Genomic DNA, 26,680 nt, shown 5'->3' with positions numbered 1-26,680 from the left:
TTTCGCACGGCTCGGGTGGGCCGCCGAACAGTTCCTGCGCGAAATGCCCGGCCAAACGGGGTCAATCCGGTGCCATGCGCATCGGGTGCGGTGGATCACCGAAAGCCGGGGCGGATCCCTGTTCTCCCGATCAATCGACCCGGCAATCCGCAGGTCAAGCGATGGGATCCTTGCCGGACCCGCGATCAGAAAATGGATGTGGTCTTACTTCTCCGGCAGCAGACCGCGCGGACTGAACCGCAAGACCAGAAGCAGGATCGCGCCCATGATGATCACCCGCATATGCGGCGCGGAATCGTAAAGGTGCTGGCGCAGCGCGCCTTCGGGGAGGGGCGCGGTGACGAGGTGCATGATCACCGGGCCCCAGACCTCGGCCTTGATCCAGACATACCAGATCAGCACCGCGCCCAGAACCGAGCCCCAGTTGTTGCCCGATCCGCCGACCACCACCATCACCAGCACGAGGAAGGTATAGCGCAGCGGGTTGTAGGAGGCGGGCGTCATCTGCCCGTCGAGCGTGATCATCATCGCCCCGCCCAGCCCGATGACCGCGGCGCCGAGGATGAAGATCTGCAAATGCCGCCCAGTGACGTTCTTGCCCATCGCGCTCGCGGCGACTTCGTTGTCGCGGATCGCGCGCATCATCCGGCCCCAGGGTGATTTCAGCGCGAGCTGCGCGCCGAGCAGGATCACCGCCAGCACCACCGCGAAGAGGCCCAGATACAGCAGCTTGACCAGCACGGTGGAGCCCGTCGTCGGGTCGATGCCCCACTCCGCCATCCGCTGCACGAAGGCGGGATCGGATTGCAGGTCGAGCTCATAGGGCACCGGCCAGGGCCGCGGAATGCCGGTGACGTTCAGCACGCCACGATCCAGCCATTCCTCGTTGCGCAGCACGGCGACGATGATTTCACCGATGCCGAGCGTGGCGATGGCAAGGTAATCCGACCGCAGCCCGAGCGCCGTTTTCCCCACGCCCCAGGCCGCCACCGCCGCGAGCAGCGCCCCCACCGGCCACGAAAGCAGCACCGGCAGGCCGAGCCCGCCAAGGTAGCCCTGCGACGAGGGGTTGATCGCCTGAATCGCCGCGACGGCCGGGTCGAACACCGCGCGATAGAGGAAAAACCCGCCCAGCAGCACCGCCGTGATCGCCGCCGCCTTGGCCTTGCCGCGCAGGCGCTGGCTGAGCCAGACCGCGAGCGCCAGCGCGATCAGCGCGATGACCAGCGCCAGCAACACGCCCCAGCCGCCCGCCGCGAAGGCCCCCGGCGTCGGCTGCATCGCCACCAGCACCGGCGCCAGACCGCCAAGCGCGATGAACCCGACCACGCCCGAATTCAACAGCCCCGCATAGCCCCATTGCATGTTGAGGCCGAGCGCGATCACCGCCGAGATCAGCCCCATGTTCAGGATCACCAGCGCCCCGTTCCAGCCGGTGGTCAGCCCCTCGATCACGATCAGGGCGGCCATCGCGGCAAACAGCAGCGGCGCGCGCATCTTGCCGCCCGGGGCGGCATCGGGTTGACGGGTGCTCAAAACGCTTTCCCCCGGAATAGGCCCGTGGGCCGGAACAGCAGGACGATGATCAGGATCACGAAGCTGACCGCGAATTTGTATTCGGTGGACAGCAGTTGCAAAAGCCCGTCCGATTGCAGGCCGAGATAGGTGGCGACCTTCTTCCAGGCATAGGTCACGCCGACCTCGGAAAAGGCGACGATGAAGCCCCCGGCGATGGCGCCGAGGGGGCTGCCCAGACCGCCCACCACGGCGGCGGCGAAAACCGGCAGGAGAAGCTGGAAGTAGTTGAATGCCTTGAAGGATTTGTCCAACCCGAACAGCACCCCCGCCGTGGTCGCAAGCGCCGCCGCGATGATCCATGTCACCGCCACGACGCGATCGGGGTTGATGCCCGACAAGAGCGCGAGGTCTTCGTTATCGGCATAGGCGCGCATGGATTTGCCGGTGCGGGTGCGCGCCTGAAACCAGAACAGCGCCCAGACCATCAGCCCCGCCACAACCACCGTGATCGCCTGTGTCGAGCGGATCGCCAGCGGTTCCGCAAGCCCGGTCCAGTCGCGCCATTCCTTCGCCGTGATCAGGAAGCGGGCGCCGTCGTCGAACTTGATCTCCTCCACGCCGATGATCAGCCGGGTCAGGCCGTTCATCACGAACATCACCCCGATCGACACCATCACCAGAATGACCGGCGCCGCCCGCACCCGGCGGTAATAGCGATAGACGGCCCGGTCGGTGAGCAGCATCAGCGCCGCCGTGAGCGCGATCCCGAAGGGCAGCGCGAGCAGCGCCGTGGGCAGCGGGCCGAACCCTACCCCCATCGCCTGCAACCCCCAGGTCACCAGGATCGTCATCGTCGTGCCGAAGGCCATCGTGTCGCCATGGGCGAAGTTGGAAAACCGCAAGATGCCGTAGATCAGCGTCACCCCAAGCGCGCCGAGCGCCAGTTGCGCGCCATAGGCGGTGGCGGGGACGACGACATAGTTGAGAACCGCGACCAGCGCGTTGAGAAGGTCCATCTCAGCCCCCGAGGAAAGTGCGGCGGACCTCCGGGTCGGCCATCAGGGCTGCGCCCGTGTCGGTATAGCGGTTCGCGCCCTGCACGAGGACATAGCCGATGTCGGCGATCTCCAGCGCCTGCCGGGCGTTCTGTTCCACCATCAGGATCGAAATCCCGGTGCGCGCCACCTCGATGATCCGGTCGAAGAGTTCGTCCATCACGATCGGCGACACCCCGGCGGTGGGTTCGTCCAGCATCAGAAGCTTCGGCCGCGTCATCAGCGCCCGCCCCACGGCGACCTGCTGGCGCTGCCCGCCCGACAGTTCGCCCGCGTTCTGGTGCCGCTTGTCACGCAGGATCGGGAAGAGGTCGTAGACCTGTTCCATCGTCTCGGTGAAATCGTCGTCGCGGATGAAGGCGCCCATTTCCAGGTTCTCCTCCACCGACATGGTGGGGAAGACGTTGTTGACCTGCGGGACAAACCCCATGCCGCGGCGCACGCGTTCCTGTGGCGAAAGGCGGGTGATGTCGGCGCCGTCGAGCGTCACCGTGCCCCCGCGCAGCGTCAGCATGCCGAAAACCGCCTTCATCGCCGTGGATTTGCCCGCGCCGTTCGGGCCGACGATCACCGCGATCTGGCCCCGGTCCACCCGCAGCGTGCAGCCGTGCAGGATGTCGGTGGCGCCATAGCCGCCCGTCATGCCGGAGGCGTCAAGAAAGCTCATGCCCGCGCCCCCTTGTTCTTCAGGCCCCGGCCCAGATAGGCCTCGATCACCGCTTCGTTCTGCATGATCGTGGCGGGGCTGCCCTCAGCCAGAACCTTGCCCTCGGCCATCACGATCACCGGATCGCACAGCCGACCGATGAAATCCATGTCGTGTTCGATGACGCAGAAGGTATAGCCGCGCTCCCGGTTCAGCCGCACGATCGCATCGCCGATGGTGTTCAGAAGCGTCCGGTTCACCCCGGCGCCAACCTCGTCCAGAAAGACGATCTTGGCATCGACCATCATCGTCCGGCCGAGTTCCAGCAGCTTCTTCTGTCCGCCCGAAAGGTTCCCCGCGCGTTCGTCCCTCAGATGCGAAATCGTCAGGAAATCAAGCACCTCGTCGGCCTTCTTCCGCAGCGCGCGTTCCTCCCGCGCGATCCGGCCGCGATGGAACCAGCTGTTCCACAGCGTCTCGCCCGACTGGCCCCCGGGCACCATCATCAGGTTTTCGCGCACCGTCAGCGTGGGGAATTCATGCGCGATCTGGAACGTCCGCAACAGCCCCTTGTGGAACAGCGCGTGCGGCGGCAGGCCGGAAATATCCTCGCCATCCATCAGCACGCGCCCCGATGTCGGCGCATAGACCCCGGCGATCACGTTGAACAGCGTCGATTTCCCCGCGCCGTTCGGCCCCACCAGCCCGGTGATCGTGCCCGTGGCGATTTCGAGCGACGCGCCATCGACGGCATGGAAACCGCCAAAATGCTTGTGCAGGTTCTCGACCCGTATCATTCCGTCCCCTGTTTCCTGCCGCGGGCCGTTCGGGCCTCGTTTGGAAAGGCCCGGGTTTCCCCGGGCCGTTCGGATCAGCGGTATTTCACCGTAGTGATCTTGCCGTCCTTCATCTCGATCTCGCGGAAGGTGCCCGCGCTTTCGCGTTCGTTGACGAAGGTGACCGCAGTCGCGCCGTCATAGTCGATCGCCTTGCCTTCCTTGATCAGCTCCAGCCCCTTGGCCAGTTCGCCGGGCAGGATCTTTTCGCCCGGGCCGTTGGCGATGGAGACGATCTTGTCCTTGTAGACCTTCGGATCGGTCGAGCCCGCCGCCTGCATCGCCAGCATCATCAGCGCGGCGGCGTCATAGGCCTCGGCGGCATAGATCGCCGACCCTTCGAACCCGGCGGCCTTGGCGATTTCGAGGAACTTGTCATGCCCCGCACCTTCGGAGGCGGGCATCTGGCCGAAGGAGCCGTCGAGTTCCGAACCGAAGTTCTTTTCCAGCGTCGCGGTCACCATGCCATCGGGCAGCACGAAGGTCTCGAACGCGCCGGTGTCGAGCGCGCCGCGCAGGATGCCCGAGCCGCCCTGATCGACGTAGCCCGCCACGACCAGCGCATCGCCGCCCGCCGCCGCCAGCGCCGCGACCTCGGCCGAATAGTCGGCCTTGCCGTCGTCATGCGCGGCGACGATGGTCACCGTGCCGCCCTTCGCCTTGAAGGATTCGGCAAAGCTGTCGGCCAGGCCCTTGCCATAATCGTTGTTGGTATAGGTCACCGCGACCGATTTGACCCCGTGTTCCAGGATGATGTCGGTCATCACTTCGCCCTGCCGCGCGTCCGACGGCGAGGTGCGGTAGAAGAAGCCCCTGGTGTCCATCGTCGACAGCGCCGGCGAGGTTGCCGAGGGCGAGATCATCACCACGCCGTTCGGGATCGCGACATTGGTGAGCGAGGCGATGGTTTCGCCCGAGCACATGCCGCCGACGATGCCGCGCACCTTCTCTGCGGTGACCAGCCGTTCGACCGTCGCGGTGGCGGCGGCAGCATCGACACAGGTCGTATCGCCGCGCACCGGCGTGAGCGTGACGCCATCGAGCAGCTTGCCGGAGTCGGAAACCTCCTTGAGCGCCATCTCGATGCTTTGCGCAATCGGCGGCGCCATGGATTCCAGCGGGCCGGTAAAGGCCAGATCGACCCCCATCGTGATGGTTTCGGCAAACGCACCGCCCGCGGTCAGCGTGATCGCCGCGCTCGCCAGAAGCAGTTTCCGCATGTGGTTCACTCCCAATTGGTGTTTGTTCCCGGAGAGGTTAGACCCCGATCGGGCAAAAGAAAAGTGCGCAGGCGGCTCAGATCTCGTCCGGGAGGTCGCAGGCTTCGGCAACGGGCTCCGGTTCGCCCAGGGGTGCCGAGGCGCCGCGTTCGCGATAGGGGGTGGTGTGATACTGCGCCCGGTAGCATTTGGAGAAATGCGAGGGGCTCGCGAAGCCACAGGCCAGCGCGACGTTGATCACGCTCATCTCCGTCTGCATCAGCAGGTTGCGCGCCTTTTGCAGCCGGATTTCCATGTAATACCGCTTCGGCGAGCGCCCGAGATAACGGCGGAACAGCCGCTCAAGCTGCCGCGTGGACATGTTGACACCTTCGGCGAGGGTCGCGGGGCTGACGGGTTCCTCGATATGGGTTTCCATCCGCGCGATGACCTGCGCGAGCTTCGGATGCCGCACGCCGATCCGGGTCGGGATCGAGAGCCGCTGCGTGTCGCGATCGGTGCGGATCGAATTGTAGATCAGCTGGTCGGCGATGGTATTGGCCAGCGCCTCGCCATGGTCGCCCGCGATCAGCCGCAGCATCAGGTCGATCGACGCGGTGCCGCCCGCCGTGGTCAGCCGGTTGCCGTCGATCACGAAGACCGATTGCGTCAGTTGGATCTCGTCGAAATCCTCGGCGAAGCTGTCCTGGTTTTCCCAGTGGATCGTGGCGCGGCGGCCATCGAGCAGCCCGGCCTTGGCGACCGACCACGCCCCGGTGCACAGCCCGCCCACCGCCGCGCCCTGCCGCGCCTCGCGCCGGAGCCACCCGAGCACCGCCTTCGACGTCGATTCGGCCACGTCGATCCCGCCACAGACCAGCACCGTATCGTCGCGCCCGACCGCGCCCAGCCCGGCATCCACCCGCATCACCGTACCGTTCGAACAGGCCACATCATGGCCGTCCTCCGACAGCAGCTTCCAGTCGTAAAGCTTCTGCCCCGAGACCTGATTGGCCAGCCGCAAGGGTTCGATCGCCGAGGCGAAGGCGATCATCGTGAATCGGTCGAGCAGCAGGAACAGGAATCGCCGTGGCTTTTCCGCGGTGGGGAGCCGGAGCGTGCCATGCGAAGGCGCGGGCCGGGCATGGGTGCGAATCTGGGCTGGCAGGCGCATTTGCGACCTCTGGCATGTCGTTTCGCGAATCTCTCTACAGGCTTTGCGCGCATCGGCAAGAAATTCCCGATGCGCGGGCTGCATGATTTTGGGCATTGCCGGAAAATTGAGCAGGTCGAGAATCTGCTTTGTTCCCGCCGCCGCAGGCTCTATACACGGCGGACAATTCTGTAAGGTTCGGAGGGGACTATGGCCAAGGGATGGATGAAGTCGGGCTGGCGCGCGAAACCGCGGGTCCAGATGCCCGATTATCCCGATCAATCGGCCTTGACGGCGGTCGAGGCGCAGCTTGCCCGGATGCCCCCCCTCGTCTTTGCGGGCGAGGCGCGGCGGCTCAAGGCGGATCTGGCAAAGGCGGCGCGCGGCGAGGCCTTCCTGTTGCAGGGCGGCGATTGTGCCGAGAGCTTCGCCGAATTCTCGGCCGACAACATCCGCGACACCTTCAAGGTGATGTTGCAGATGGCGATCGTGCTGACCTGGGGCGCGAAGGTGCCGGTGATCAAGGTCGGCCGGATGGCGGGACAATTCGCAAAGCCGCGTTCGGCGCCGACCGAGGCGATCGAGGGCGTCGAACTGCCCAGCTACCGCGGCGACATCATCAACGGCTTCGACTTCACCGCCGATGCCCGGGTGCCCGATCCCGCGCGGATGTTGCAGGCCTATACCCAGGCGGCGGCGTCGCTGAACCTGCTGCGCGCGTTCTCGACCGGCGGCTATGCCGATATTCACCGGGTGCAGTCGTGGATTTCCGGCTTCACCGACGAAACCGGCGCCGCGCGCTACCGCGAAGTGGCGGAGCGGATTTCGGATGCGATGGATTTCATGGCGGCGGCGGGGGTGACCTCGGACACCGCGCATGAACTGGGCACGGTGGATTTTTACACCTCGCACGAGGCGCTGCTGCTGGAATACGAAGAGGCGCTGTGCCGCGTGGACAGCACCACGGGGATTCCGGTCGCGGGGTCGGGCCACATGCTCTGGATCGGCGACCGCACCCGGCAACCCGATGGCGCGCATGTGGAATTCTGCCGCGGCGTGCAGAACCCGATCGGGCTGAAATGCGGCCCCTCGACCACGGCCGAGGATCTGAAGGTGCTGATGGCCCGGCTGAACCCGGAGAACGAGGCGGGCCGGCTGACGCTGATCGCGCGCTTCGGGGCGGGCAAGGTCGGCGAGCATCTGCCGCGCCTGATCCGCACCGTGCAGCAGGAGGGCGCGAACGTGCTGTGGTCCTGCGACCCGATGCACGGCAACACGATCAAATCAGCCTCGGGCTTCAAGACCCGGCCCTTCGATTCCGTGCTGCGCGAGGTGCGGGAGTTCTTCGCGATCCACAAGGCCGAGGGCACGATCCCCGGCGGCGTGCATTTCGAGATGACCGGCCAGGACGTGACCGAATGCACCGGCGGCGTGCGCGCGGTGTCGGACGAAGACCTGTCGAGCCGCTACCACACCGCCTGCGACCCGCGCCTGAACGCGTCGCAATCGCTGGAACTGGCCTTCCTCGTCGCCGAGGAGCTTCAGGACCGGCGCGCGCTGCGCAAGGCGGCAGGGCTCTGACATCAGGGCTTGCCCCCCGGTCCCCGGGGGGCTTCATCCGGATCCGGGCGGCGGACCCGGCGGATGTGGCGGCCATCTTTCATGTCCGGACCTCGGTGAGCGAGAACGCGGCATCGCGCGCTGAACTCGCCGCGATGGGCATCACCGAAGCATCCGTTGCGGCGATGATCGCAACGGATCGCTGCGCGTGGGTTGCCGTCGCGGACGAGGCCATTATTGGATTTTCGATGATCGACGCGGAGGAAGGCGCCCTGTTCGCCGCTTTCGTGTTGCCCGGCCATGAGGGACTGGGCGTGGGGCGCCGTCTTGTTGCGGAGGCGGAGGCGCAGCTTTTCGCGCGCCATGCGGTGATATGGCTTGAAACGGCGCAGGCATCGCGGGCCGCTGGGTTCTACCGCCATCTGGGATGGGGGAACGCGCAGGAGATCGGCGGCGGGGACATTCGTCTGGAAAAACGGCGACCCTGACAGAGCGGAAAAGCCCGGAAGCGGGGAACTGTTTCCCGATCAAGGAGGCCGCTGCCGGGGTCTGACCGGCTGCGCGCGGGCCGGATGATTCGGGCCTGCCGCACCGCCGCAGAGGAGGAAATTTCCAGATCCCGCCCGAAATTGGATCGTTCTGTTCGACTTGGCGACGAAGCCGGTTACCCCCGTCTTTTCAGATCGGGGCATGATTGACAGGCGCCGGTTTCAAGCGACACTTCAAACAGTGTTCACCAGCCCGCAGGAACTGTCATGACCCTCCAGACTCCCAAGATCACAGGTTCGTTCTGCGCCATCATCACGCCGTTCGACAAATCGGGGGCCGTCGATTTCGGCGCGTTCCGGGAACTGTTGCAGTTCCACGAAGCCAACGGCACCTCGGCGATCCTGATCATGGGATCGACCGGCGAAGTCTCGATGCTGTCGCCCGAGGAGCGCCGTCAGGTCATCGTCGAAACCGCGAAAATGAAGACTGACCGGATGCCGCTGTTCTACGGCTGCACCGGCACGAACACCCAGACCACCATCGACTATGTGAAATTCGCCCGCGACAACGGCGCCGATGGCGCGATCCTGGCGGCGCCCGCCTATATCTGCGCGCCGGAGGCCGATATCGAGGCCTATTTCCTCGAAGTCGCGGATTCCACGGATCTGCCGCTCGGCATCTACAACAACCCGCCGCGGGTGAAGAGCGATCTGCATTGGGACAGCCTGCTGCGGCTGTTCAAGCATCCGAACTACATCATCCACAAGGAATCGACCGGCCGCGTCGGTCAGGTGGCGCAGGTGCTGCGCGCGCGCCCCGATGTGTCGGTGATGTGCTGCGACAGCCCGAACCTCGGCCTTGTCGTGCCGACGATGAGCCTGGGCGGCCACGGCACGGCTAACATGGGCGGCAACATCGCCCCGGCGGAAATCGCCGCCATCTCGCGCCCCTGGACCTCTTATGCCGAGGCGGAGGCGTTCCGTGACACCTATCTGCGGATCCTGCCGCTGCTGCATTTCAACTATTCGGCGATCAATCCGGTTGCGGTGAAATCGCTGATGAAGGCGGTGGGCCTGCCCGCGGGGGAGCTGCGCAAGCCGCTCACCGGGCTTGCGCCCGAGGCGCTGGCGACGGGTCTGCGGATCGTGCAGGAGCTTGAACTCGACAAGAAATACGGCTGGAAGATCAAGCCGGTATCGTCGTTCGCAGCGTAAGGGGGCCGGTGTGGATCTCGGATTGAGCGGACGGAAGGCCCTGGTGATCGGCGCGAGCCGGGGCATGGGCAAGGCGACCGCGCTGGCCCTCGCGGCGGAGGGGGTTGTGCTCACCATCGTCGCGCGCACACCCGCGACGCTTGAGGCGGCGGCGGAGGAGATCCGCGCCCGCACCGGAGCGGTGGTGACGGCGGTGGCCGCCGACATCACCACGCCCGCCGGGCGCGATGCGGCGCTTGCCGCCTGTCCGGAGCCCGATATTCTCGTCAACAATGCCGATGGACTGCCGCCCGCGGATTTCCGCGATCTGACGGCCGAAGACTGGCATCGCGGGCTGGACCTGATGCTGCTCGCCCCGGTCGACATGATCCGGCGCACCATCGACGGCATGGCGGGGCGCGGCTTCGGCCGGATCGTCAACATCGTCTCGCGCAGCGTCAAGGTCGCGCAGGCCGACCTGCCGGTGTCGAACGCGGCGCGTTCGGGGCTCGTGGGCTTTGTCGCGGGGCTGGCGCGCAGCGTGGCGGGGCAGGGGGTGACGATCAACAACGTCCTGCCCGGCGTCATCGCCTCGGACGGGCAGCGCCAGCATGTGGCCGAAATCGCGCGGCAGAGCGGACGCCCCTTCGCGGAGGTCTGGGCCTCGCGCATCGCGCAGAACCCCACGGGGCGCTTCGGCGAACCCGACGAGGTGGGCAGCTACATCGCCTTCCTGTGTTCGGCGCAGGCGGGTTTCGTGACGGCGCAGAACCTGCTCATCGACGGCGGCCAATACCCCGGCACGTTCTGAGGGACGCGCCCCGAAACGGCCCGGCCCGCCTGCGGGCGGCAGGCGCATGACATATCAGGACAGGAGAAACGGACCAATGAAACCTTTCAGTTCGCTTGTGATCTCGGCCGTTCTGGCGCTGCCCCTCGGGCAGGGCGCGCTCGCGCAGGATTTCCCGACGCATCCGGTGACGCTGGTCGTGCCCTATCCGCCGGGGGGCTCGGTCGACAGCGTGGCGCGCGTTCTGGCGACGGAACTGACCGAGCAGACGGGCAAGACCTTCGTCGTGGACAACCGCGCCGGTGGGGCCGGGGGCGTGGTGGGCTCGACCGATGTGCAGAAGGCCGCGGGCGATGGCTATACGCTGCTGTTCAACGCCTCGATCTTCGTGGTCACGCCGATCCTCAACTCGAAGACGCCCTACAACCCGCTGACCGATTTCGCGACGGTGGCGGGCGTGGCCGAGGGGCCGCTGATCGTCAGCACGCCGGTTTCGACCAAGGCGAACACGCTCAGGGAATTCTTCGACGCGGTGAAGGCGAGCCCGGATGACTACAACTTCGCCACCTCGGGCTATGGCTCCGCCGGGCATCTGGCGGTCGAGGTGCTGAAGCAGGATGCGGGCGTCGATACCGAGGTCGTCAGCTACAAGGGCGGCGGCCCGGCCCTGTCGGATCTGATCGGCGGGCAGGTGCAGCTGATGGCGGATCCGATGATGTCGTCGCTGCCGCAGGTGAAGGCGGGCAAGCTGAAGCCGCTTGCGATCACCAGCGCCGAACGCTCGCCGCTGGCCCCGGAAATCCCGACGGTCGCCGAAAGCGGGATGCCCGCGCTGGCGCTGTCGTCGTGGTATGGCGTCTGGGCGCCGAAGACGCTCGACCCGAAGGCCGCCGCCTATCTGACGGAGGCGATGGAGAAGGTGGTCACCTCCGCGACCTTCGGGGACAAGCTCGCGACCTTCGGCTTTACCCCGATGTTCAAGGATCCCGCCGGTCTGCAAGGCTTTGCCGAGAGCGAGACCGCGCGCTATCGTGACATCGTGGCCAAGGCCGGGCTGAAGACGGAGTGATCATGGCGCAGGGTTCGGAAGCGGCCTTTGCGGCGCTGCTGGCGGAGCCTGCGGCGGGTCAGGTCGGCACGCATTGGGGGTTCTACCGCCATGACGGGCGGGCCGAGAGCCTGCGCCCCGCGCCTTCGGACCCGGACCCGGCGGGCTTCGCGGCGGATCTGCCCGCCGCGCGGCTGGCGCCCTGCCGGATCCTGCGCCCGGCGGTGCGGCAGTCCTTTCTTGAGAACGGCCCCGGGCATGGGCGGCGCGGGGCGGAGCGTTTCGTCGAAGTGTCCTGGGACGAGGCCGAGCGGCTGGCCGCCGGTGAAATCGCCCGGATCCGCGACAGATGGGGGCCGGAGGCGCTGTATTCCGGCTGCTATGGCTGGTCGAGCGCGGGGCGCTTTCACCATGCGCAAAGTCAGGTGAAACGGTTCTTCAACGCGATCGGCGGTTCTGTCCGTTCGACCCAGACCTATAGCTATGCGGCGGGCGAGGTGCTGCTGCCGCATGTCATCGGCTCGACGGCGGGGATGGTGTCGGGGCACAGCTCCTGGCAGCAGATCCGCGCGGCGGAGGTGATCCTGGCCTTCGGCGGGGTGCCGCTGCGCAATGCGCAGGTCAACGCCGGCGGCGCGCTGCGCCACGGCGCACGGGCGGGGATGGAGGGGCTGGGGCGGCGCTTCATCAACATCTCCCCGGTGCAAGACGACCTCGACGGCGCCTTCATGGCCGACTGGCTGCCGATCGTGCCGGGCAGCGATACCGCGCTCATTCTGGCGCTGTGCCATCATGTCATCGTGTCGGGGCGGGCGGATCACGGGTTCCTGCGCCGCTATACCACCGGCGCGGAGGGGGCGATCCGCTATATCCTGGGTGAGAGCGACGGCACGCCGAAGACCAGCGCCTGGGCTGCCACCCTGACCGGGATTGCGCCGGACCGGATCGACGGGCTGGCGCGGCTGATCTGTGAAAAACGCACCTTCCTGATGATGGCCTGGGCATTGCAGCGGGCCGATCATGGCGAACAGCCCTATTGGGCGCTGATCACGCTGGCCGCGCTCCTCGGCGGGATCGGCCTGCCCGGGCAGGGGTTCGGCTTCGGCTATGCTTCGGTCGATAGTATCGGCGCGCGTCGCCCGCCGGTGCACTGGCCTTCGGTGCCGCAGGGCACGAACCCGGTGTCGCTGTCGATCCCGGTGGCGCGGATCACGGACATGCTGCTCCATCCCGGCGCGCACTACCTGCATGACGGGGCGGAGAAGACCTATCCCCATGTGCGGCTGGTCTACTGGGCCGGGGGCAATCCGTTCCATCACCATCAGGATCTGAACCGCCTCAACGAAGCCTGGCAGCGGCCGGAGACGGTCATCGTCCACGAGCATTTCTGGAACGCGCTGGCCCGGCGTGCCGATATCGTCTTCCCCGTCGCCACGGCCTTCGAGCGTGACGACCTGACGGCGACGGGGCGGGATGCCTTTCTGGCGCTGTCGCGGCGGGCGGCGGAGCCTCCGGAGGGCGTGCCGACGGATTTCGAGATCCTGCGCCGGATCGCGGCCCGTCTGGGCGCGGAGGCGGCCTTTACCGGGGGGCTCGGCGCGGCGGACTGGCTCGCCCGGCTTTACGATCAGGCGCGCGGGGCGGCGGCGCAGGCCGGTGTGACCCTGCCGGAGGCGGAAGCGTTCATCGCGGCGGGCGTGGCCGAACCCGAACCGCAGGGCGAAGACCTGCCGTTCCTGGCGGAGTTCCGGGCGGATCCGGAGGCGCATCCGCTGCGCACCCCCTCGGGCCGGATCGAACTGGCGTCGGAGCGGATCCGGGGCTTCGGCCTGAAGGATTGTCCGGGGCATGCGGCGTGGATCGCGCCGGGCGAATGGCTGGCGGCGGCGGGCCGCTGGCCGCTGCATCTGCTCACCTGCCAGCCCTCGGACAAGCTGCATAGCCAATGGGATCACGCCGCGCCCTCGCAACGCACCAAGGCGGGCGGGCGGCAGCCGGTGCGGATCAACCCCGCCGATGCGCAGGCCCGGGGCGTGCAGAGCGGCGATCTGGTGCGGGTGTTCAACGACCGTGGCGCCTGCCTCGCGGTGGCCGATGTCACCCCGGCGCTGCGCCCGGGCGTGGTGCAGATCGCGACGGGGGCGTGGTTCGACCCGCTGGACCCCGCCCTGCCGGGCAGTCTTGAGGTCAACGGCAATCCCAATGTCCTGACCCCGGATCATGGCGCCTCCACCCTGTCGCAGGGGCCGAGCCCGAATTCCTGCCTTGTCGAGATCGCGCCGTTTCCCGGCCCGGTCCCCCCGGTGACCATCTACGACCGCCTCGACCTTGCGCCGGACAGCGGCAGACGACCGATGAAAGCGGACAGCCGATGAACACGCATCTGGGCAAGGATCTGGTCGCAGGTCTGCTTTTCGCCGCGATCGGGGGGGCGTTTCTGGCCGGAAGTGTCGGGATGGACCTCGGCACCTGGCGCCGGATCGGGCCGGGGGGCTTTCCGATGCTGGTTTCCGGGCTGCTGCTGGTGTTGGGGCTGGCGCTCACGGCAAAGGCGCTGATGCGGCGGGAGGAGGAGCGGCTGCGTTTCGATCTGCGCCGGGTCGCGGTGATCCTGGCGGCGATCGTGGCGTTCGGGCTGGTGATCCGGGGCGGCGGGATGCTGCCTGCGGTGGCGGTGTGCTGCCTCGTCGCCTCTTTCGCGACCCGGCCGTTTCAGCCGCTGCGGATGGCGGCCTATGGGCTGGGCCTCGGCGCGCTGTGCAGCTTGGCCTTCGTCAAGGGTCTTGGCATGACGACGCAGATCCTCGGCCCCTGGTTCGGAGGCTATTGAGATGGAGATCCTCGGCGCGATCTGGTTCGGCTTCGATCAGGCGACCACATGGTCGAACCTCGGCTGGTGTTTCGCGGGGGTTCTGCTCGGCACGCTGGTGGGGATCCTGCCGGGGCTTGGCCCGGCGGCGACGATGGCGATCCTGCTGCCCTTCACCATCGGCCTGCCGGCGGTGACGGCGCTGATCCTGATGGCGGGGATCTATTACGGCGCGCAATACGGCGGTTCGACCACGGCGATCCTGCTCAACCTGCCGGGCGAGACCTCATCGGTGGTGACGGCGATCGACGGCTACAAGATGGCGCGCAAGGGCCGCGCCGGGGTGGCGCTCTCGGCGGCGGCGATGGGGTCGTTCTTTGCCGGAACGGTGGCCACCATCTTCCTCGCGCTTTTCGCCCCGGCGATGGCCGAAGTGGGGCTGATGTTCGGCGCGGCAGAGTATTTTTCGCTGATGGTGCTGGGGCTGATCGCCTCGGTCGTGCTGTCGCGGGGCTCGGTGCTCAGGGCGGTGGCGATGGTCTGCACCGGCATCCTGATCGGCCTCGTCGGGCAGGATGTGCAGACCGGCGAGGCGCGCTTTACCCTCGGCAATGACAACCTGACGAGCGGCATCGACTTCGTGATCGTCGCGATGGGGCTGTTCGGCATCGGCGAGGTGATCCACGACCTGGAAAGCAGCGGCACCCGCACGGCGATCCATACGAGCTTCCGCTCGCTCTGGCCCTCGCGCGCGGATCTGCGGCGGATGATCGGGCCGATGCTGCGCGGCACGGGGATCGGCTCGGTGCTGGGCATCCTGCCGGGGGGCGGCGCGCTGCTCGCGGCTTTCGCCGCCTATGCGGTGGAAAAGCGCGTCTCGACCCCGCCCGAAGGCTTTGGCGGCGGTGCGATCGAAGGCGTGGTGGCCCCCGAAAGCGCCAACAACGCCGGGGCGCAGACCTCCTTCGTGCCGCTGCTCACGCTCGGGCTGCCGTCGAATGCGGTGATGGCGCTGATGTTCGGGGCGCTGATCATGCAGGGCATTCCGCCCGGGCCGACGCTGATCACCGATCATCCGGAGATCTTCTGGGGGGTGATCGCCTCGATGTGGGTGGGCAACCTGATGCTTCTGGTGCTGAACCTGCCGCTGGTCGGGCTGTGGACGAAGCTGCTCACGGTGCCGTTCCGCTACATGTATCCGGCGATCCTGGTGTTCTGCGCGCTCGGCGCCTATTCGCTGGGCAATTCGCCCTTCGCGGTGTGGATGCTCGCGCTCTTCGCGCTGCTGGGCTATGTGTTCTCGAAGCTGGACTGCGATGCCGCGCCGCTGGTGATGGGGTTGCTTCTGGGGCCGATGATGGAAGAAAACTTCCGCCGGGCGATGTTTCTGGCGCGCGGGAATGCGCTGACCTTCCTCGACCGGCCGATTTCGGCGGGGCTTCTGCTTGCGGCGGTGCTGGCGCTGGTGGTGGTGTCGCTGCCGCGCCTGAGGGGCGTGCGAGAACAGGCGTTCGAGGAATGACGGGGCCGGTTCTTCCATGAGCAAAAAGGACGATCGGATGCCATCAGGAACCTCTCGCCCCGCGGATCAAAGCGCGCGCAGCCGCATTCTGGCCGCCGCGCGGGAGGTCTTTGTCGCGAAAGGGTTCGAGCTGGCGACGGTGCGCGACATCACCCTGCGCGCCGGGGTGAACGTGGCGTCGATCCATTATCACTTCGGCTCGAAGGACGGGCTGATCAACGAAGTCCTGAACGAGATGATGCAGCCCTATACCCGGGCGCGGCTGACGGCGCTGGAGGCGCATGAACGGGCGCCCGGGGGGCTGACGCTCGAAGGGGTGATGGATGCGCTGATCCGGCCGATGGTGATGATGAGCCGCGACGAGGCCGGGCAGCGGCCGCTGACCCATCTGGTGCAGCAGGTCCGCGCCCGCCCGAGCCCCACCAGCGCGAAGTTCTTCGTCGAGCGTGTTGATCCGGTCGTGCTGCGCTTCATCGAGGCGCTGCAACAGGTGGCGCCCGGGCTGTCGCGCGCCGAAGTGTTCTGGCGCTACAACTTTACCATTGGCGCGATCATGCAGGTGCTGATCGACTCGGACCCCGATACCCGGCGGCTGAAGCGGCTTTCGGGCGGGATGTGCGACACCGACGACGACGAGGAGCTGATCCGTCAGCTCATGGCCTATTGCTGCGGGAGTTTCCGGGCGCCCTCCGTCAGCCGCTCCCCCGTCGCCGCCGCGACCCCCTGACGGGGGTCAGTTCCGGGCGAGCGGGCAGCCGCCCGCGTCGAGCGGACGATAGACCTCATCGCCGGGGATGGTGGCCAGCACCTTGTAGAAATCCCAGTCGCCGGAGGATTCGGCGGGCGATTTCACCTGCATCAGATACATGTCATGCACCATCCGCCCGTCCGCCCGCAGCACGCCGCCCTTGGTGAAGGCGTCGTTCACCGGCGTTTCGCGCATCCTGGCCACCACCGCCGTCGCATCGTCGGCGCCAAGCGCCTCGATTGCCTTCAGGTAATGGCGGACGGCGGAATAGACCCCGGCCTGGATCATGCTGGGCAGGTTGCCCGTGCGCGCGATGTAAGTCTTGGCGAAGGCGCGGCTGTCCTCGTCCCGGTCGGGGTTCCAGCCGTCAATCATCGCCAGCCCCTGCGCGGCGTCGAGCCCCAGCGACCTGATGTCGGAGGGGAACATCAGCAGGCTGGCGAGGGTCTGCCCGCCCTGCGGCAGGCCGAATTCCTGCGCCGACTTGATCGCATTCACCGTGTCGCCGCTGGCATTGGCAAGCGCGATGGCCTTCGCCCCGGAGGATTGCGCCTGAAGCACGAAGGAGGAGAAATCCGTCGATCCCAGCGGATGCCTGACCGATCCGACGATGGTCGCGCCGTTTTCGACCAGCACCTTCGACAGCGACGCCTCCAGCGCCTGGCCGAACGCATAGTCCACCGTGACGAAAAACCATGTGTCGCCAATGGTCTCGACGCCGTATTTCCCCATGCCCTGCGCCAGTGCGTAGGTGTCATAGGTCCATTGCGCCGTGGTGGGCGAACAGGGGGCGCCCGTCAGCTGCTCCGCCCCCGCGCCGGAAATCAGGAAGGCCCGGTTCTTCTGCCGCGTGATGTCTTGCACCGCCAGCGCGACCGAGGAGGTCGGCACATCGGCGATCGCATCCACCTGTTCGGTGTCGATCCAGCGGTTGGCGAGTGCGGCGCCCACGTCGGGCTTGTTCTGGTGATCGGCGAAGATGATCTCGATCGGCACGCCCGCCACGGTGCCGCCGAATTCCTCCACCGCGATGCGCGCGGCCTCGACCGAGCCCATCCCGCTCGCATCGGCATAGGCGCCGCTCATATCGGTCAGCACGGCGATCTTGACCTTGCCGTCCGAAATCTCGGCATCCGCCGTTCCGGCCGCAAGCGCCAGCGCGCAGGCCGTGGTCGCAAGGACTGTCCTCATGGTTCTTCCTCCCTCGATGGTCGCTCAGAACGCGACGTTGGCCGCACCCTTGGTCTGAAGCATCGCGCGCGCCTCCTCCGGCGTGGCGATTTCCAGGCTCAACTCCTCCAGAATGCGCCGGATCTTCGCCACCTGTTCGGCGTTGGAGACCGCCATCCGGCCCTTGCCGAGATAGAGGCTGTCCTCCAGCCCGACGCGCACATTGCCGCCAAGGATCGCGCTCAGGGTGACGAAGGGCATCTGATGGCGCCCCGCCGCCAGAACGGAGAGGTAGTAATCCTGTCCGAACAGCCGGTCCGCCGTCGCCTTCATGTGCATCAGGTTTTCCGGCTCCGGGCCGATGCCGCCCAGGATGCCGAAGATGCACTGGATGAAGAAGGGCGGCTTGATGATGCCCATGTCGGCGAAATGCGCGAGGTTGTAGAGGTGGCTCACGTCATAGCATTCAAACTCGAACTTCGTGCCGAGATCGCCAAGCTCGCGCATGCAGCGTTCGATCTGCGCGAAGGTGTTCGACAGGATCAGATCCTTCGTCTGTTCCAGATAGGGGCGTTCCCAGTCGTGCCTGAAATCGCGGATCTTCGCCGCCGCGCCCGAGATGTTGAAGTTGAGCGACCCCATGTTCATCGAGGCGACCTCGGGCTGTGCCCATTTCGCCGCCGCCAGCCGTTCGTCCAGCGTCATCCCCATCCCGCCGCCGGTGGTGACGTTCAGGATCGCGTCCGACTGCTGCTTGATGCGCGGCAGGAACTGCGCGAACAGTTCCGGCGAGGGCGAGGGGCGGCCCGTTTCCGGATCGCGCGCATGCAGGTGGATCATCGCGGCCCCCGCCTCGGCCGCCGCCACCGCTTCGGCCGTGATCTGCTCGGGCGTGATCGGCAGATGTTCGGACATGGTGGGTGTGTGGATCGAACCCGTCACCGCGCAGGTGATGATGACCTTCTTCGATTGTCTCATGGCTGGCCTCCCTCTTCGTGGTCTGTCTGTGCGCGTTCGCGCCGGAGCATTTCGAGCAGCGCGAGGAGCATTCGGTCGCGGTCCGCCGACAGGGCGGGGATGGTCCGCCCGGCCAGTTCGTCGCGCGAACCGGCGATCAGCCGTTCCCGCAGTTCCGGCGTCAGGCGCGGCTGGCCCAGGTCGGCCCACCAACCCTCCATCGCCGGGCCGATATGGTCGAGGAAATGGCTCATCCCGCCCGCGCCGCCGGCTAGGGCGAAGATCATGTTCGGCCCCATCAGCGCCCAGCGGAGCCCCGGCCCCTCGGCGATGGCGGTGTCGACATCCTCGACGCTGGCAAGGCCGCTTTCCACCGCATGGACCGCCTCGCGCCAGAGCGCGGCCTGAAGCCGGTTCGCCAGATGGCCGGGCACTTCCTTGCGCAGCCGGATCGGGCGTTTGCCGAGCGCGGCGTAGAATGCCATCAGGCGGCGGATCGTTTCCTCGCTGGTCGCGCGCCCGCCGACCACCTCGACCAGCGGGATGATATGCGGCGGGTTGAACGGATGGCCGATGGCAAAGCGCTCCGGGTGGCGCGTGCCCTCCTGAAGGCTGGACATGACGAGGCCGGAGGTGCTGGAGGCGACGATGGTGCCGGGCGCGATCACCTCTTCGAGCTGCGCGTAGACCTGTCGCTTGACGTCGAGCCGTTCCGGCGCGTTCTCCTGCACGAAGGCGGCGCCCTCGGCGGCGTCACGCGGATCGGCGTGGAAGCGCAGGCGCCCCGGATCGGCCCCGGGCATCAGGCCCAGACGTTCCATCACCGGCCAGGCCCGTTCGACAAAGCCGCGCAGGCTGGCCTCGGCGGCGGGGTCTGGATCGCTGACCGCGACCTCCATCCCGCGCGCCAGAAACAGCGCGGCCCAGCCCGCACCAATCGTTCCCGCGCCGACGACCGCCACGCGCATCCCTGAAACTCCCATGCCATCCCTCCCCGGATGTCCTCGTGCCGTTGACGCTAACGGCCCCACCGGCTTCGGGCAAGACGCGCTGATTGGAACATTGCGTCACAGGCGGGACAGGGGTCGGACCGATGCCGAAGCGCAGATTGCCGGCGCCCTTGGTCAGGCGAACCAGCAAGAGAGCGAGGCTGTGCCGGATCCGAAGCTGCTTGGTGCAACTCCATGAAATGGTCGGCCGGGGTGTTGAAGATGAACCGGTCGAGGTGAAGCTCATGTCCTGCCGGTCGAAGCCTTGAAAAGGAAGGCATCTGCCCGGTTTCAGATGCCACGTTGCCCCGGCTGCGATCCGTGGTGGGGGACGACCGTGCTTCGGCGGTTTACGTCCGGAACAAGGGCGTCCAGACGCGGGAAGCGGCTGCCCGCGGACACCCCCAAATCCGCGCTGATCCGGCGACCCGACCGCACCCGGACCCTGCCCACCACCTGCCCGAACCCGAGGGCCTGACGGCCTGAGGGGCCCCGGCCCCTCGCGCCGCGCATGCCCCTCGACGGGGCATCGCGGCGCCTACCCCCCATCGACAGTCGTCATCATGGTTTCCCGCTTCGGTCCCTGCCTCAACGATCTGCTCTGCCGCTGGCGTATCGGCGCCCTGATCTGCGCGCGGCCTTCCCGCCGCGCTTACAGGGCGACCATGATGTGGCGCACGACGGAATAATCCTCCAGCGCATAGAGCGACATGTCCTTGCCGTAGCCCGATTGCTTCAGCCCGCCATGCGGCATCTCGTTGGTCAGCATGAAATGCGTGTTGACCCAGGTGCAGCCATAGCGCAGCCGCCCGGCGAGCTGCATCCCCTTGCCGATGTCGCGGGTCCAGACCGAGGACGCCAGCCCGTAATCGGAATCGTTCGCCCAGCCAACCGCCTGTTCCACATCGGAAAACCGGGTGACCGAGACGACGGGGCCGAAGACTTCGCGCTGCACGATCTCATCCGTCTGCACCGCACCGGCCAGCACCGTGGGTTGGTAGAAGAAGCCGGGGCCATCGGGGATCGCGCCGCCGGTGACGGCTTCGATATGCGGCTGCTCCTTTGCGCGGGTGACGAAAGCGGCCACGCGGTCGCGCTGCCGGGGCGAAATCAGCGGGCCGATCTCGTTCAGGCTGTCATCCGCCTGCGCATAGCCGATGGTGGACACCGCCGCCGCCAGATCCGCCACGAAGCGCTCATAGATCCCGTCCTGAGCATAGATCCGGCAGGCGGCGGTGCAGTCCTGCCCGGCGTTGTAATAGCCGAAGGCGCGCAGCCCTTCGACCGCCGCCGCAATATCGGCATCGTCGCACAGGATGACCGGTGCCTTGCCGCCCAGTTCCAGATGGGTGCGCTTGATCGTCTTGTTCGCAGCCTCAAGGATCTTGCGCCCGGTGGCGATGTCTCCGGTGAGCGAGATCATCGCAACCTTCGGATGGTTGATCAGCGCCGATCCCACCGTCTCGCCGCGCCCCAGGACGATGTTCACCACGCCCTCGGGCAGCACCTCGGCAAAGACCCGGGCCATGAACAGAGCGGTCAGCGGCGTCTGTTCCGAGGGTTTGAACACCACCGTATTGCCCGCCGCGATCGCCGGGGCGATCTTCCACGCCATCATCATCAGCGGATAGTTCCAGGGCGCGATCGAGGCCACCACCCCCACCGGATCGCGCCGGATCATCGAGGTATGCCCCGCCAGATATTCCCCCGCAACCGGCCCCTGCATCACCCGCACCGCGCCCGCGAAGAAGCGGTAGCAGTCGATGATCGCCGGAAGTTCGTCGTTCAGCGCCAGATGCCCCGGCTTGCCGCAGTTCAGCGCCTCAAGGGCCGCGAGCTCCGTGGCCGCCGCCTCGATCCGCTCGGCGATCTTCAGCAGATAGCCCGAGCGTTCGGCGGGCGTGGTGCGCGACCATTGCGCAAAGGCGCGCTCGGCCGCCTGCACCGCCGCCTCGACCTGCGCGAGGGAGGCTTCGGGCAGGATGGTGATCACCTCGCCGGTGCGGGGGTTGAGGATCTGCTCCTCGGTCTCGGTGCCGGCCACCAGATCGGCGCCGATCAGCATCTGCGTCTGCATTCGGGTCTCCCTCATTTCTCGGATCCGGCGGTGTGTTCCCCGTCGCGGGTCAGGTAATAGGCGGCAAGGATCGGCAGCACGGTGACCAGCACCACGGCCATGGCGACGACATTGGTCACCGGGCGCTGACGCGGGCGGACCAGCTCTTCGAGCATCCAGATCGGCAGGGTCGACTGGTTCCCGGCGGTGAAGGTGGTCACGATCACCTCGTCGAAGGACAGCGCGAAGGCCAGCATTCCCCCCGCCAGCAGCGCCGTGCCGATATTGGGCAGGATCACCAGCCGGAACGTCTGGATCCCGTCCGCGCCAAGGTCCATCGCCGCGTCGATCAGCGCGCCGGAGGTGCGGCGGAACCGCGCCACGGCATTGTTGTAGACCACGACGATGCAGAAGGTGGCGTGGCCCAGAACGATGGTCCAGGTGCTGAACGGAATCTCCATCAGGGCAAAGGCCGAACGCAGCGAAATCCCGGTGATGATGCCCGGAAGCGCGATCGGCAGGATCACCAGCAGCGACACCGTTTCCCGCCCGAAGAAGCGCGAGCGGCTGACGGCGGCGGCGGTGAGCGTGCCCAGAACCAGCGCGATGGCGGTGGAAATCGCCGCGACCTTCAGCGACAGGCCGAGCGCCGCCCAGACATCCGCCCGCCCCGCTGTCACCGAAAGCCAGCGCAGCGTGAGGCCGGGGGGCGGGAACTGATAGCTCTTTTCCTCGGTCGTGAAGGCGTAAAGGAAGATCAGCGCGATCGGCGCCAGCAGGAACACCAGCCCGCCAAGCGCCGCCAGCCGCAGCAGAAGGGGGGCCCTAGAGCGCATCGAACGCCCCCATCCGCCGCGCGCCCCACAGATACAGCCCCATGATGACGATCGGCACCACGGTAAACGCCGCCGCCAGCGGGATATTCCCCGCCGTGCCCTGCTGCGTATAGACCGCCTGGCCGATGAACAGCCGCGACGAGCCGATGATCTGCGGAATGATGTAATCCCCCAGCGTCAGCGAGAAGGTGAAGATCGACCCCGCCACCATACCCGGCAGCGCCAGCGGCAGCAGCACCATCCGGAACGCCTGACCCGGCGCCGCGCCAAGGTCCGATGCCGCCTCAAGCAGCGCATCGGGCACCCGCTCCAGCGCGGCCTGCACCGGGATGATCATATAGGGCAGCCAGATATACACGAACACGATGAAGGTGCCGATATAGCTGACCGAAAGCGAATTGCCCCCGATCACCGGCAGCGCCAGCACCGCATCGAGCAGCCATGTCAGGTGCAGCTTGGCAAAGATCCAGTTCAGGATCCCCTCCTTCGCCAGAACCAGCTTCCAGGCGTAGACCTTGACCAGATAGCTCGACCACAGCGGCAGCATGACGCCGATGTAGAACAGCGCCTTCCATTTGCCGCGCGCGTAGCGGGCCGCGTAATAGGCAACCGGAAAGGCCAGTACGGCAGAGGCCAGCGTCACCGCCGCCGCCATCACCACCGTGCGGACGATGATGTCGAAATTCGACGGGCGCAGCAGTTCGGCATAGGTGGCGAGGGTGAATTCATGCCGCACCACGCCGGAGAATTCGTCGATCGAAAAGAAGCTCTGCATCAAAAGCGCGATCAGCGCGCCGATATAGACGATGCCCAGCCACAGCACGATCGGCAGGACCATCAGGAAGGTGAACATCCGCGGATGCCGGATCACCCAGTCCACGCCGCGCGCCAGCACGCCGGAGCGGGGCGGGAAGATCGCGGCGCTCATGCCTGCGGCCCCATCACATGGACCTTTGCGAGATCCCACGAGATTCGGGTGACCTCGCCGGGTTCGGGCAGGTCGCCCGGCGGGACCAGCGCGGTCAGTTCCTGCCCGCCGAGGTTCAGCCCGAGCTTTACCACCCGGCCGTGATAGGCGCGCGCGGTCACGGTGGCCGGACGCCCCGCCGGGTCGAGGCGGATGTCCTCGGGGCGCAGGCTGGCCCAATGGCCATCGGGCCCGGTGCCGGCATATTCCGCCGGGATGACGTTCGACGATCCGACGAAATCCGCGACGAAGCGGCTCGCCGGGCGGCGGTAGATCTCCTCGGGCGTGCCGACCTGCTGGATCCGGCCCTCGGCAAAGACGGCGATGCGGTCGGCCATCGACAGCGCCTCTTCCTGGTCATGGGTCACGAAGACGAAGGTCAGGCCAAGCGCGCGTTGCAGGCGCTTCAACTCCTCCTGCATCTGCTCGCGCAGCTTCAGGTCCAGCGCGCCCAGCGGTTCGTCCAGAAGCAGCACCTTCGGCTTGTTCACCAGCGCGCGGGCCAGCGCCACCCGCTGCCGCTGCCCGCCCGACAATTCGCCCGCGCGGCGCTCGCCATAGCCCGACAGTTCCACCAGCGCCAGCGCCCGTTCGGCCTGCGCATGGCGTTCGGCCTTGCCCACGCCCTTCACCCGCAGCCCGAAGGCCACGTTGTCGCGCACGTTCATATGCGGGAACAGGGCGTAGTTCTGAAACACCGTGTTGACGTTGCGGCGGTAGGGCGGGATGCCCTCCGCCGCCGCGCCATAGATCGAAATCGTCCCGGAACTGGGCTGCTCGAACCCCGCGATCAGCCGCAGGCAGGTCGTCTTGCCAGAGCCCGAAGGCCCCAGCATGGCGAAGAATTCGCCATCCGCGATGTCGAGGTCCACGCCATCCACCGCCCGCACCGCGCCGAAATGGCGGCAGACGGCGCGGAAACTTACCGCAGACATCAGCCCCCCATCACGGCGATATAGTCGGACACCCAGCGGTGATAGGGCACACAGCCGCCCGCCTCGCATTTCGACGTGGGCGTGCGCCAGAACCAGATCTTGTCGAAATCCTTCAACCCGTTGGCGGCGCAGCCTTCGGCGGTCTGCTGGCCCGATCCGTCGGTGCAGGCTTCGGGCACCGAAGGCACCGCGCCGAACCACACCGACAGGTCGGATTGCAGGTTCGAAGTCAGCGAATGCTCCATCCACAGATAGGCGCAGGTCGGATGTTTCGAGTCCGTGTGCAGCATCAGCGTATCGGCCCAGCCGGTCACCCCCTCCTTCGGAAAGACCGAGGCAACGGGCGCCTTGTCCGCCTGCATCAGGTTGACCATGAACGGCCAGGTGGAGGACGCCACCACGCCTTCGTTCTTGAAATCGTCGATCTGCACCATCGCATCGTGCCAGTAGCGCGAGACCAGCTTGCGCTGACCCTTCAGCAGGTCCAGCGCGGCGGCATACTGGTCTTCGTTCAGTTCATAGGGGTTGGTGATCCCCAGTTCCGGCCGATGCGTCTTGAGGTAAAGCGCCGCATCGGCGATGTAGATCGGTCCGTCATAGGCCTGCACCCGGCCGGTGTTCGACTTGCCATCGGGCAGGGTCTGTTCGCGGAACACGATGTCCCAGCTGTCGGGCGGGGTCTGGAACACGGTGGTGTCATACATCAGAACGTTCGGCCCCCACATGAAGGGCGTGCCGTAATGCACCCCCTCCACGGTGTGCCAGGGCGCCTCCTTCAGCCGGTCGTCCACGCGCGCCCAGCCGGGGACCAGCGCGGTGTTGATCGGCTGCACCTTGCCCCCCGCGATCAGCCGCAGCGAGGCATCGCCCGAGGCCGTCACCAGATCGAACCCGCCCTGATTCATCAGCGAGACCATTTCGTCGGAGGTGCCCGCGGTCTTGACCTCGACCTTGCAGCCGGTCTTTTCCTCGAATTTCGTCACCCAGTCATAGGCCGGATCGGTTTCGCCGCGCTCGATATAGCCCGGCCAGGCGACGATCGACAGCGCGCCTTCGGGCGTGCCCAGTTCCTTCAGCATCTCGGCCTGCGCCGGAAGCGCCAGCGCCGCGCCAAGGGCCAGCCCCGAGGCACAGAGGTTCAGAAGCGTTTTCATCTGCATGTTCCCTGTTGAGCTGAGGCTCTCTGGCCTCTCGGGTGCAAGCGTGGGGCAGATGGCGCGGTTTCTCAAATTCAATTGACAGAACGCGGCCATCGGAAATTCCGATGGCTCAGCGCCGCTGCTGGCTTTGCGCAATGCGGATGAAGTCGCGCGCGGGCGGCGCAAGCGGCGCGCCCCGGCGCCAGACCACGCCCACCTGCACCACCGGCAGCGTCGCCGAGACATCGCGCGACACGATCCGGTCGCCTTCCAGCGACCAGCGCCGATAGACCAGTTCCGGCAGCAAGGCGATCCCCGCCCCCGTCGCCACCAGCGAGCGCACCGCCTCGACCGAGCGGGTCCGGAACGCCACCCGGGGACGCGCGCCGAAGGCGGCGAGAAGGGTGCGGGTCGCTTCCTCGATCTCGTCGAGGCTGAGCATGATCATCGGTTCGCCCGCCAGATCGCCGATGGAAACCGAAGGCGCCGCGGCCAGCGGATGGCCGTTCGGCAGCCAGAGCTGATAGGGCGAGACCTCAAGGATTTCTGCCTGAAGCGCCATCCGGTCGCGCAGCGCCGAGGTAACCATCACGGCCACATCGAGTTCGCCCCCGATCAGCAGATGTTCCAGATGGTCGCCATTCTCCTCCAGCGCCGTGACCTCGACCCCCGGATTCGCCCGGCGGAACCGCGCGAGGATGTCCGACAGCACATAGCCCGCCACCAGCGAGGTCACCCCCACCTGCAACCGCCCGCCCAGCCGCTCGCTGTCCGAGGCCACCGCCTGCCGCGCATCGGCCACGCCCGCCAGAATCCCCTGGGCATGGCGCAGGAACTGATGCCCCTTCTGCGTGATCTCCAGCCCGCGCGGATGGCGGTTGAACAGCACCACGCCCAGGTCGGCCTCCAGGTCGCGGATCGCCTCGGTCACCGCCGATTGCGAGATCGACAGCGAAAGCGCCGCGCCGGAGACGGTGCCGCTTTCGGCGGCGGCGACGAAGTAGCGGAGCTGTCGGAGGGTGAAGGCCATGCGCGCAGGTGACCCGTTTGCGCGGGCGCGGTCAA

General features: G+C 67.0%; 24 protein-coding genes. 9 read left to right on the top strand and 15 right to left on the bottom strand.

Annotated elements, in window-relative coordinates:
- Nucleotides 1-204 precede the first annotated feature (204 nt).
- The 6 genes from QM789_RS07035 to QM789_RS07010 form a co-directional block, all read right to left on the bottom strand.
- Nucleotides 205-1,497 (bottom strand): branched-chain amino acid ABC transporter permease, encoded by a 1,293-nt coding sequence (locus QM789_RS07035; protein ID WP_420351497.1) that lies wholly within the window; start codon nucleotides 1,495-1,497, stop codon nucleotides 205-207.
- 35 nt (nucleotides 1,498-1,532) lie between these two features.
- The gene (locus QM789_RS07030; RefSeq protein WP_420351246.1) at nucleotides 1,533-2,534 is read right to left on the bottom strand and encodes a branched-chain amino acid ABC transporter permease; all 1,002 of its coding nucleotides are present in this window, start codon (nucleotides 2,532-2,534) and stop codon (nucleotides 1,533-1,535) included.
- Nucleotide 2,535: 1 nt separating this feature from the next.
- Nucleotides 2,536-3,240 carry an ABC transporter ATP-binding protein gene (locus QM789_RS07025; protein ID WP_420351245.1) on the bottom strand — a complete coding sequence of 235 codons (705 nt, stop codon included), beginning with the start codon at nucleotides 3,238-3,240 and terminating at the stop codon, nucleotides 2,536-2,538.
- Nucleotides 3,237-4,016, bottom strand: coding sequence for an ABC transporter ATP-binding protein (locus QM789_RS07020; RefSeq protein WP_420351244.1), 780 nt, complete (start codon nucleotides 4,014-4,016; stop codon nucleotides 3,237-3,239). Before QM789_RS07020 ends, QM789_RS07025 begins: the two co-directional genes overlap by 4 nt.
- A 74-nt stretch (nucleotides 4,017-4,090) precedes the next feature.
- Nucleotides 4,091-5,275, bottom strand: coding sequence for an ABC transporter substrate-binding protein (locus QM789_RS07015; protein ID WP_420351243.1), 1,185 nt, complete (start codon nucleotides 5,273-5,275; stop codon nucleotides 4,091-4,093).
- A gap of 76 nt (nucleotides 5,276-5,351) precedes the next feature.
- A complete protein-coding gene (locus tag QM789_RS07010; RefSeq protein ID WP_420351242.1) occupies nucleotides 5,352-6,428 on the bottom strand; it encodes a GlxA family transcriptional regulator in 1,077 nt (358 codons plus the stop codon).
- Nucleotides 6,429-6,617: 189 nt separating this feature from the next.
- Between QM789_RS07010 and QM789_RS07005 the strand changes: the two genes are divergently transcribed.
- The 9 genes from QM789_RS07005 to QM789_RS06965 all read left to right on the top strand — a co-directional run bounded on the left by QM789_RS07005 (nucleotide 6,618) and on the right by QM789_RS06965 (nucleotide 16,545).
- The gene (locus QM789_RS07005; protein WP_420351241.1) at nucleotides 6,618-7,988 is read left to right on the top strand and encodes a class II 3-deoxy-7-phosphoheptulonate synthase; all 1,371 of its coding nucleotides are present in this window, start codon (nucleotides 6,618-6,620) and stop codon (nucleotides 7,986-7,988) included.
- A 95-nt stretch (nucleotides 7,989-8,083) separates the two neighbouring features.
- Nucleotides 8,084-8,455 carry a GNAT family N-acetyltransferase gene (locus QM789_RS07000; protein ID WP_420351240.1) on the top strand — a complete coding sequence of 124 codons (372 nt, stop codon included), beginning with the start codon at nucleotides 8,084-8,086 and terminating at the stop codon, nucleotides 8,453-8,455.
- Between the two features lie 267 nt (nucleotides 8,456-8,722).
- On the top strand, nucleotides 8,723-9,670 hold the full coding sequence (locus tag QM789_RS06995) for a 4-hydroxy-tetrahydrodipicolinate synthase family protein (protein ID WP_420351239.1): 948 nt from the start codon (nucleotides 8,723-8,725) through the stop codon (nucleotides 9,668-9,670).
- A gap of 22 nt (nucleotides 9,671-9,692) precedes the next feature.
- Nucleotides 9,693-10,460: an SDR family oxidoreductase gene (locus tag QM789_RS06990; RefSeq protein WP_420351238.1), complete on the top strand. Its 768-nt coding sequence runs from the start codon at nucleotides 9,693-9,695 to the stop codon at nucleotides 10,458-10,460.
- Nucleotides 10,461-10,536: 76 nt separating this feature from the next.
- Nucleotides 10,537-11,508 carry a Bug family tripartite tricarboxylate transporter substrate binding protein gene (locus tag QM789_RS06985; protein ID WP_420351237.1) on the top strand — a complete coding sequence of 324 codons (972 nt, stop codon included), beginning with the start codon at nucleotides 10,537-10,539 and terminating at the stop codon, nucleotides 11,506-11,508.
- A 2-nt stretch (nucleotides 11,509-11,510) separates the two neighbouring features.
- Nucleotides 11,511-13,862 carry a molybdopterin-dependent oxidoreductase gene (locus QM789_RS06980; protein WP_420351236.1) on the top strand — a complete coding sequence of 784 codons (2,352 nt, stop codon included), beginning with the start codon at nucleotides 11,511-11,513 and terminating at the stop codon, nucleotides 13,860-13,862.
- Nucleotides 13,859-14,317 (top strand): tripartite tricarboxylate transporter TctB family protein, encoded by a 459-nt coding sequence (locus QM789_RS06975; protein WP_420351235.1) that lies wholly within the window; start codon nucleotides 13,859-13,861, stop codon nucleotides 14,315-14,317. The genes QM789_RS06980 and QM789_RS06975 overlap by 4 nt, the downstream gene beginning before the upstream one ends.
- A 1-nt stretch (nucleotide 14,318) precedes the next feature.
- A complete protein-coding gene (locus tag QM789_RS06970) occupies nucleotides 14,319-15,818 on the top strand; it encodes a tripartite tricarboxylate transporter permease (RefSeq protein WP_420351234.1) in 1,500 nt (499 codons plus the stop codon).
- Nucleotides 15,819-15,855: 37 nt separating this feature from the next.
- Entirely contained in the window at nucleotides 15,856-16,545 is a 690-nt protein-coding gene (locus QM789_RS06965; RefSeq protein WP_420351233.1) for a TetR/AcrR family transcriptional regulator, read from the top strand.
- Between the two features lie 6 nt (nucleotides 16,546-16,551).
- On the opposite strand, the gene QM789_RS06960 is transcribed toward QM789_RS06965, so the two are convergent.
- The 9 genes from QM789_RS06960 to QM789_RS06920 all read right to left on the bottom strand — a co-directional run bounded on the left by QM789_RS06960 (nucleotide 16,552) and on the right by QM789_RS06920 (nucleotide 26,645).
- Nucleotides 16,552-17,757 carry an ABC transporter substrate-binding protein gene (locus tag QM789_RS06960; protein ID WP_420351232.1) on the bottom strand — a complete coding sequence of 402 codons (1,206 nt, stop codon included), beginning with the start codon at nucleotides 17,755-17,757 and terminating at the stop codon, nucleotides 16,552-16,554.
- Nucleotides 17,758-17,781: 24 nt separating this feature from the next.
- On the bottom strand, nucleotides 17,782-18,714 hold the full coding sequence (locus QM789_RS06955) for a 3-keto-5-aminohexanoate cleavage protein (protein WP_420351231.1): 933 nt from the start codon (nucleotides 18,712-18,714) through the stop codon (nucleotides 17,782-17,784).
- Nucleotides 18,711-19,661 carry a 3-hydroxyacyl-CoA dehydrogenase NAD-binding domain-containing protein gene (locus tag QM789_RS06950; RefSeq protein WP_420351230.1) on the bottom strand — a complete coding sequence of 317 codons (951 nt, stop codon included), beginning with the start codon at nucleotides 19,659-19,661 and terminating at the stop codon, nucleotides 18,711-18,713. Before QM789_RS06950 ends, QM789_RS06955 begins: the two co-directional genes overlap by 4 nt.
- Nucleotides 19,662-20,334: 673 nt before the next feature.
- Entirely contained in the window at nucleotides 20,335-21,759 is a 1,425-nt protein-coding gene (locus QM789_RS06945) for a gamma-aminobutyraldehyde dehydrogenase (protein WP_420351229.1), read from the bottom strand.
- An 11-nt stretch (nucleotides 21,760-21,770) separates the two neighbouring features.
- The gene (locus tag QM789_RS06940) at nucleotides 21,771-22,574 is read right to left on the bottom strand and encodes an ABC transporter permease (protein ID WP_420351228.1); all 804 of its coding nucleotides are present in this window, start codon (nucleotides 22,572-22,574) and stop codon (nucleotides 21,771-21,773) included.
- Nucleotides 22,564-23,502, bottom strand: a complete 939-nt coding sequence (locus QM789_RS06935; RefSeq protein ID WP_420351227.1) for an ABC transporter permease — start codon at nucleotides 23,500-23,502, stop codon at nucleotides 22,564-22,566. Before QM789_RS06935 ends, QM789_RS06940 begins: the two co-directional genes overlap by 11 nt.
- A complete protein-coding gene (locus tag QM789_RS06930) occupies nucleotides 23,499-24,476 on the bottom strand; it encodes an ABC transporter ATP-binding protein (RefSeq protein ID WP_420351226.1) in 978 nt (325 codons plus the stop codon). Before QM789_RS06930 ends, QM789_RS06935 begins: the two co-directional genes overlap by 4 nt.
- Complete coding sequence (locus tag QM789_RS06925) at nucleotides 24,476-25,630, bottom strand: ABC transporter substrate-binding protein (protein ID WP_420351225.1); 1,155 nt, start codon at nucleotides 25,628-25,630, stop codon at nucleotides 24,476-24,478. The genes QM789_RS06930 and QM789_RS06925 overlap by 1 nt, the downstream gene beginning before the upstream one ends.
- Before the next feature lie 115 nt (nucleotides 25,631-25,745).
- The gene (locus QM789_RS06920; protein WP_420351224.1) at nucleotides 25,746-26,645 is read right to left on the bottom strand and encodes a LysR family transcriptional regulator; all 900 of its coding nucleotides are present in this window, start codon (nucleotides 26,643-26,645) and stop codon (nucleotides 25,746-25,748) included.
- Between the last annotated feature and the right edge of the window lie 35 nt (nucleotides 26,646-26,680).

This window comes from Paenirhodobacter sp. (assembly GCF_047600745.1).
Taxonomy (GTDB): domain Bacteria; phylum Pseudomonadota; class Alphaproteobacteria; order Rhodobacterales; family Rhodobacteraceae; genus Rhodobacter.
The sequence above is the reverse complement of the archived record's forward strand: the minus strand, read 5'-3'. Positions and strand labels throughout refer to the sequence as shown.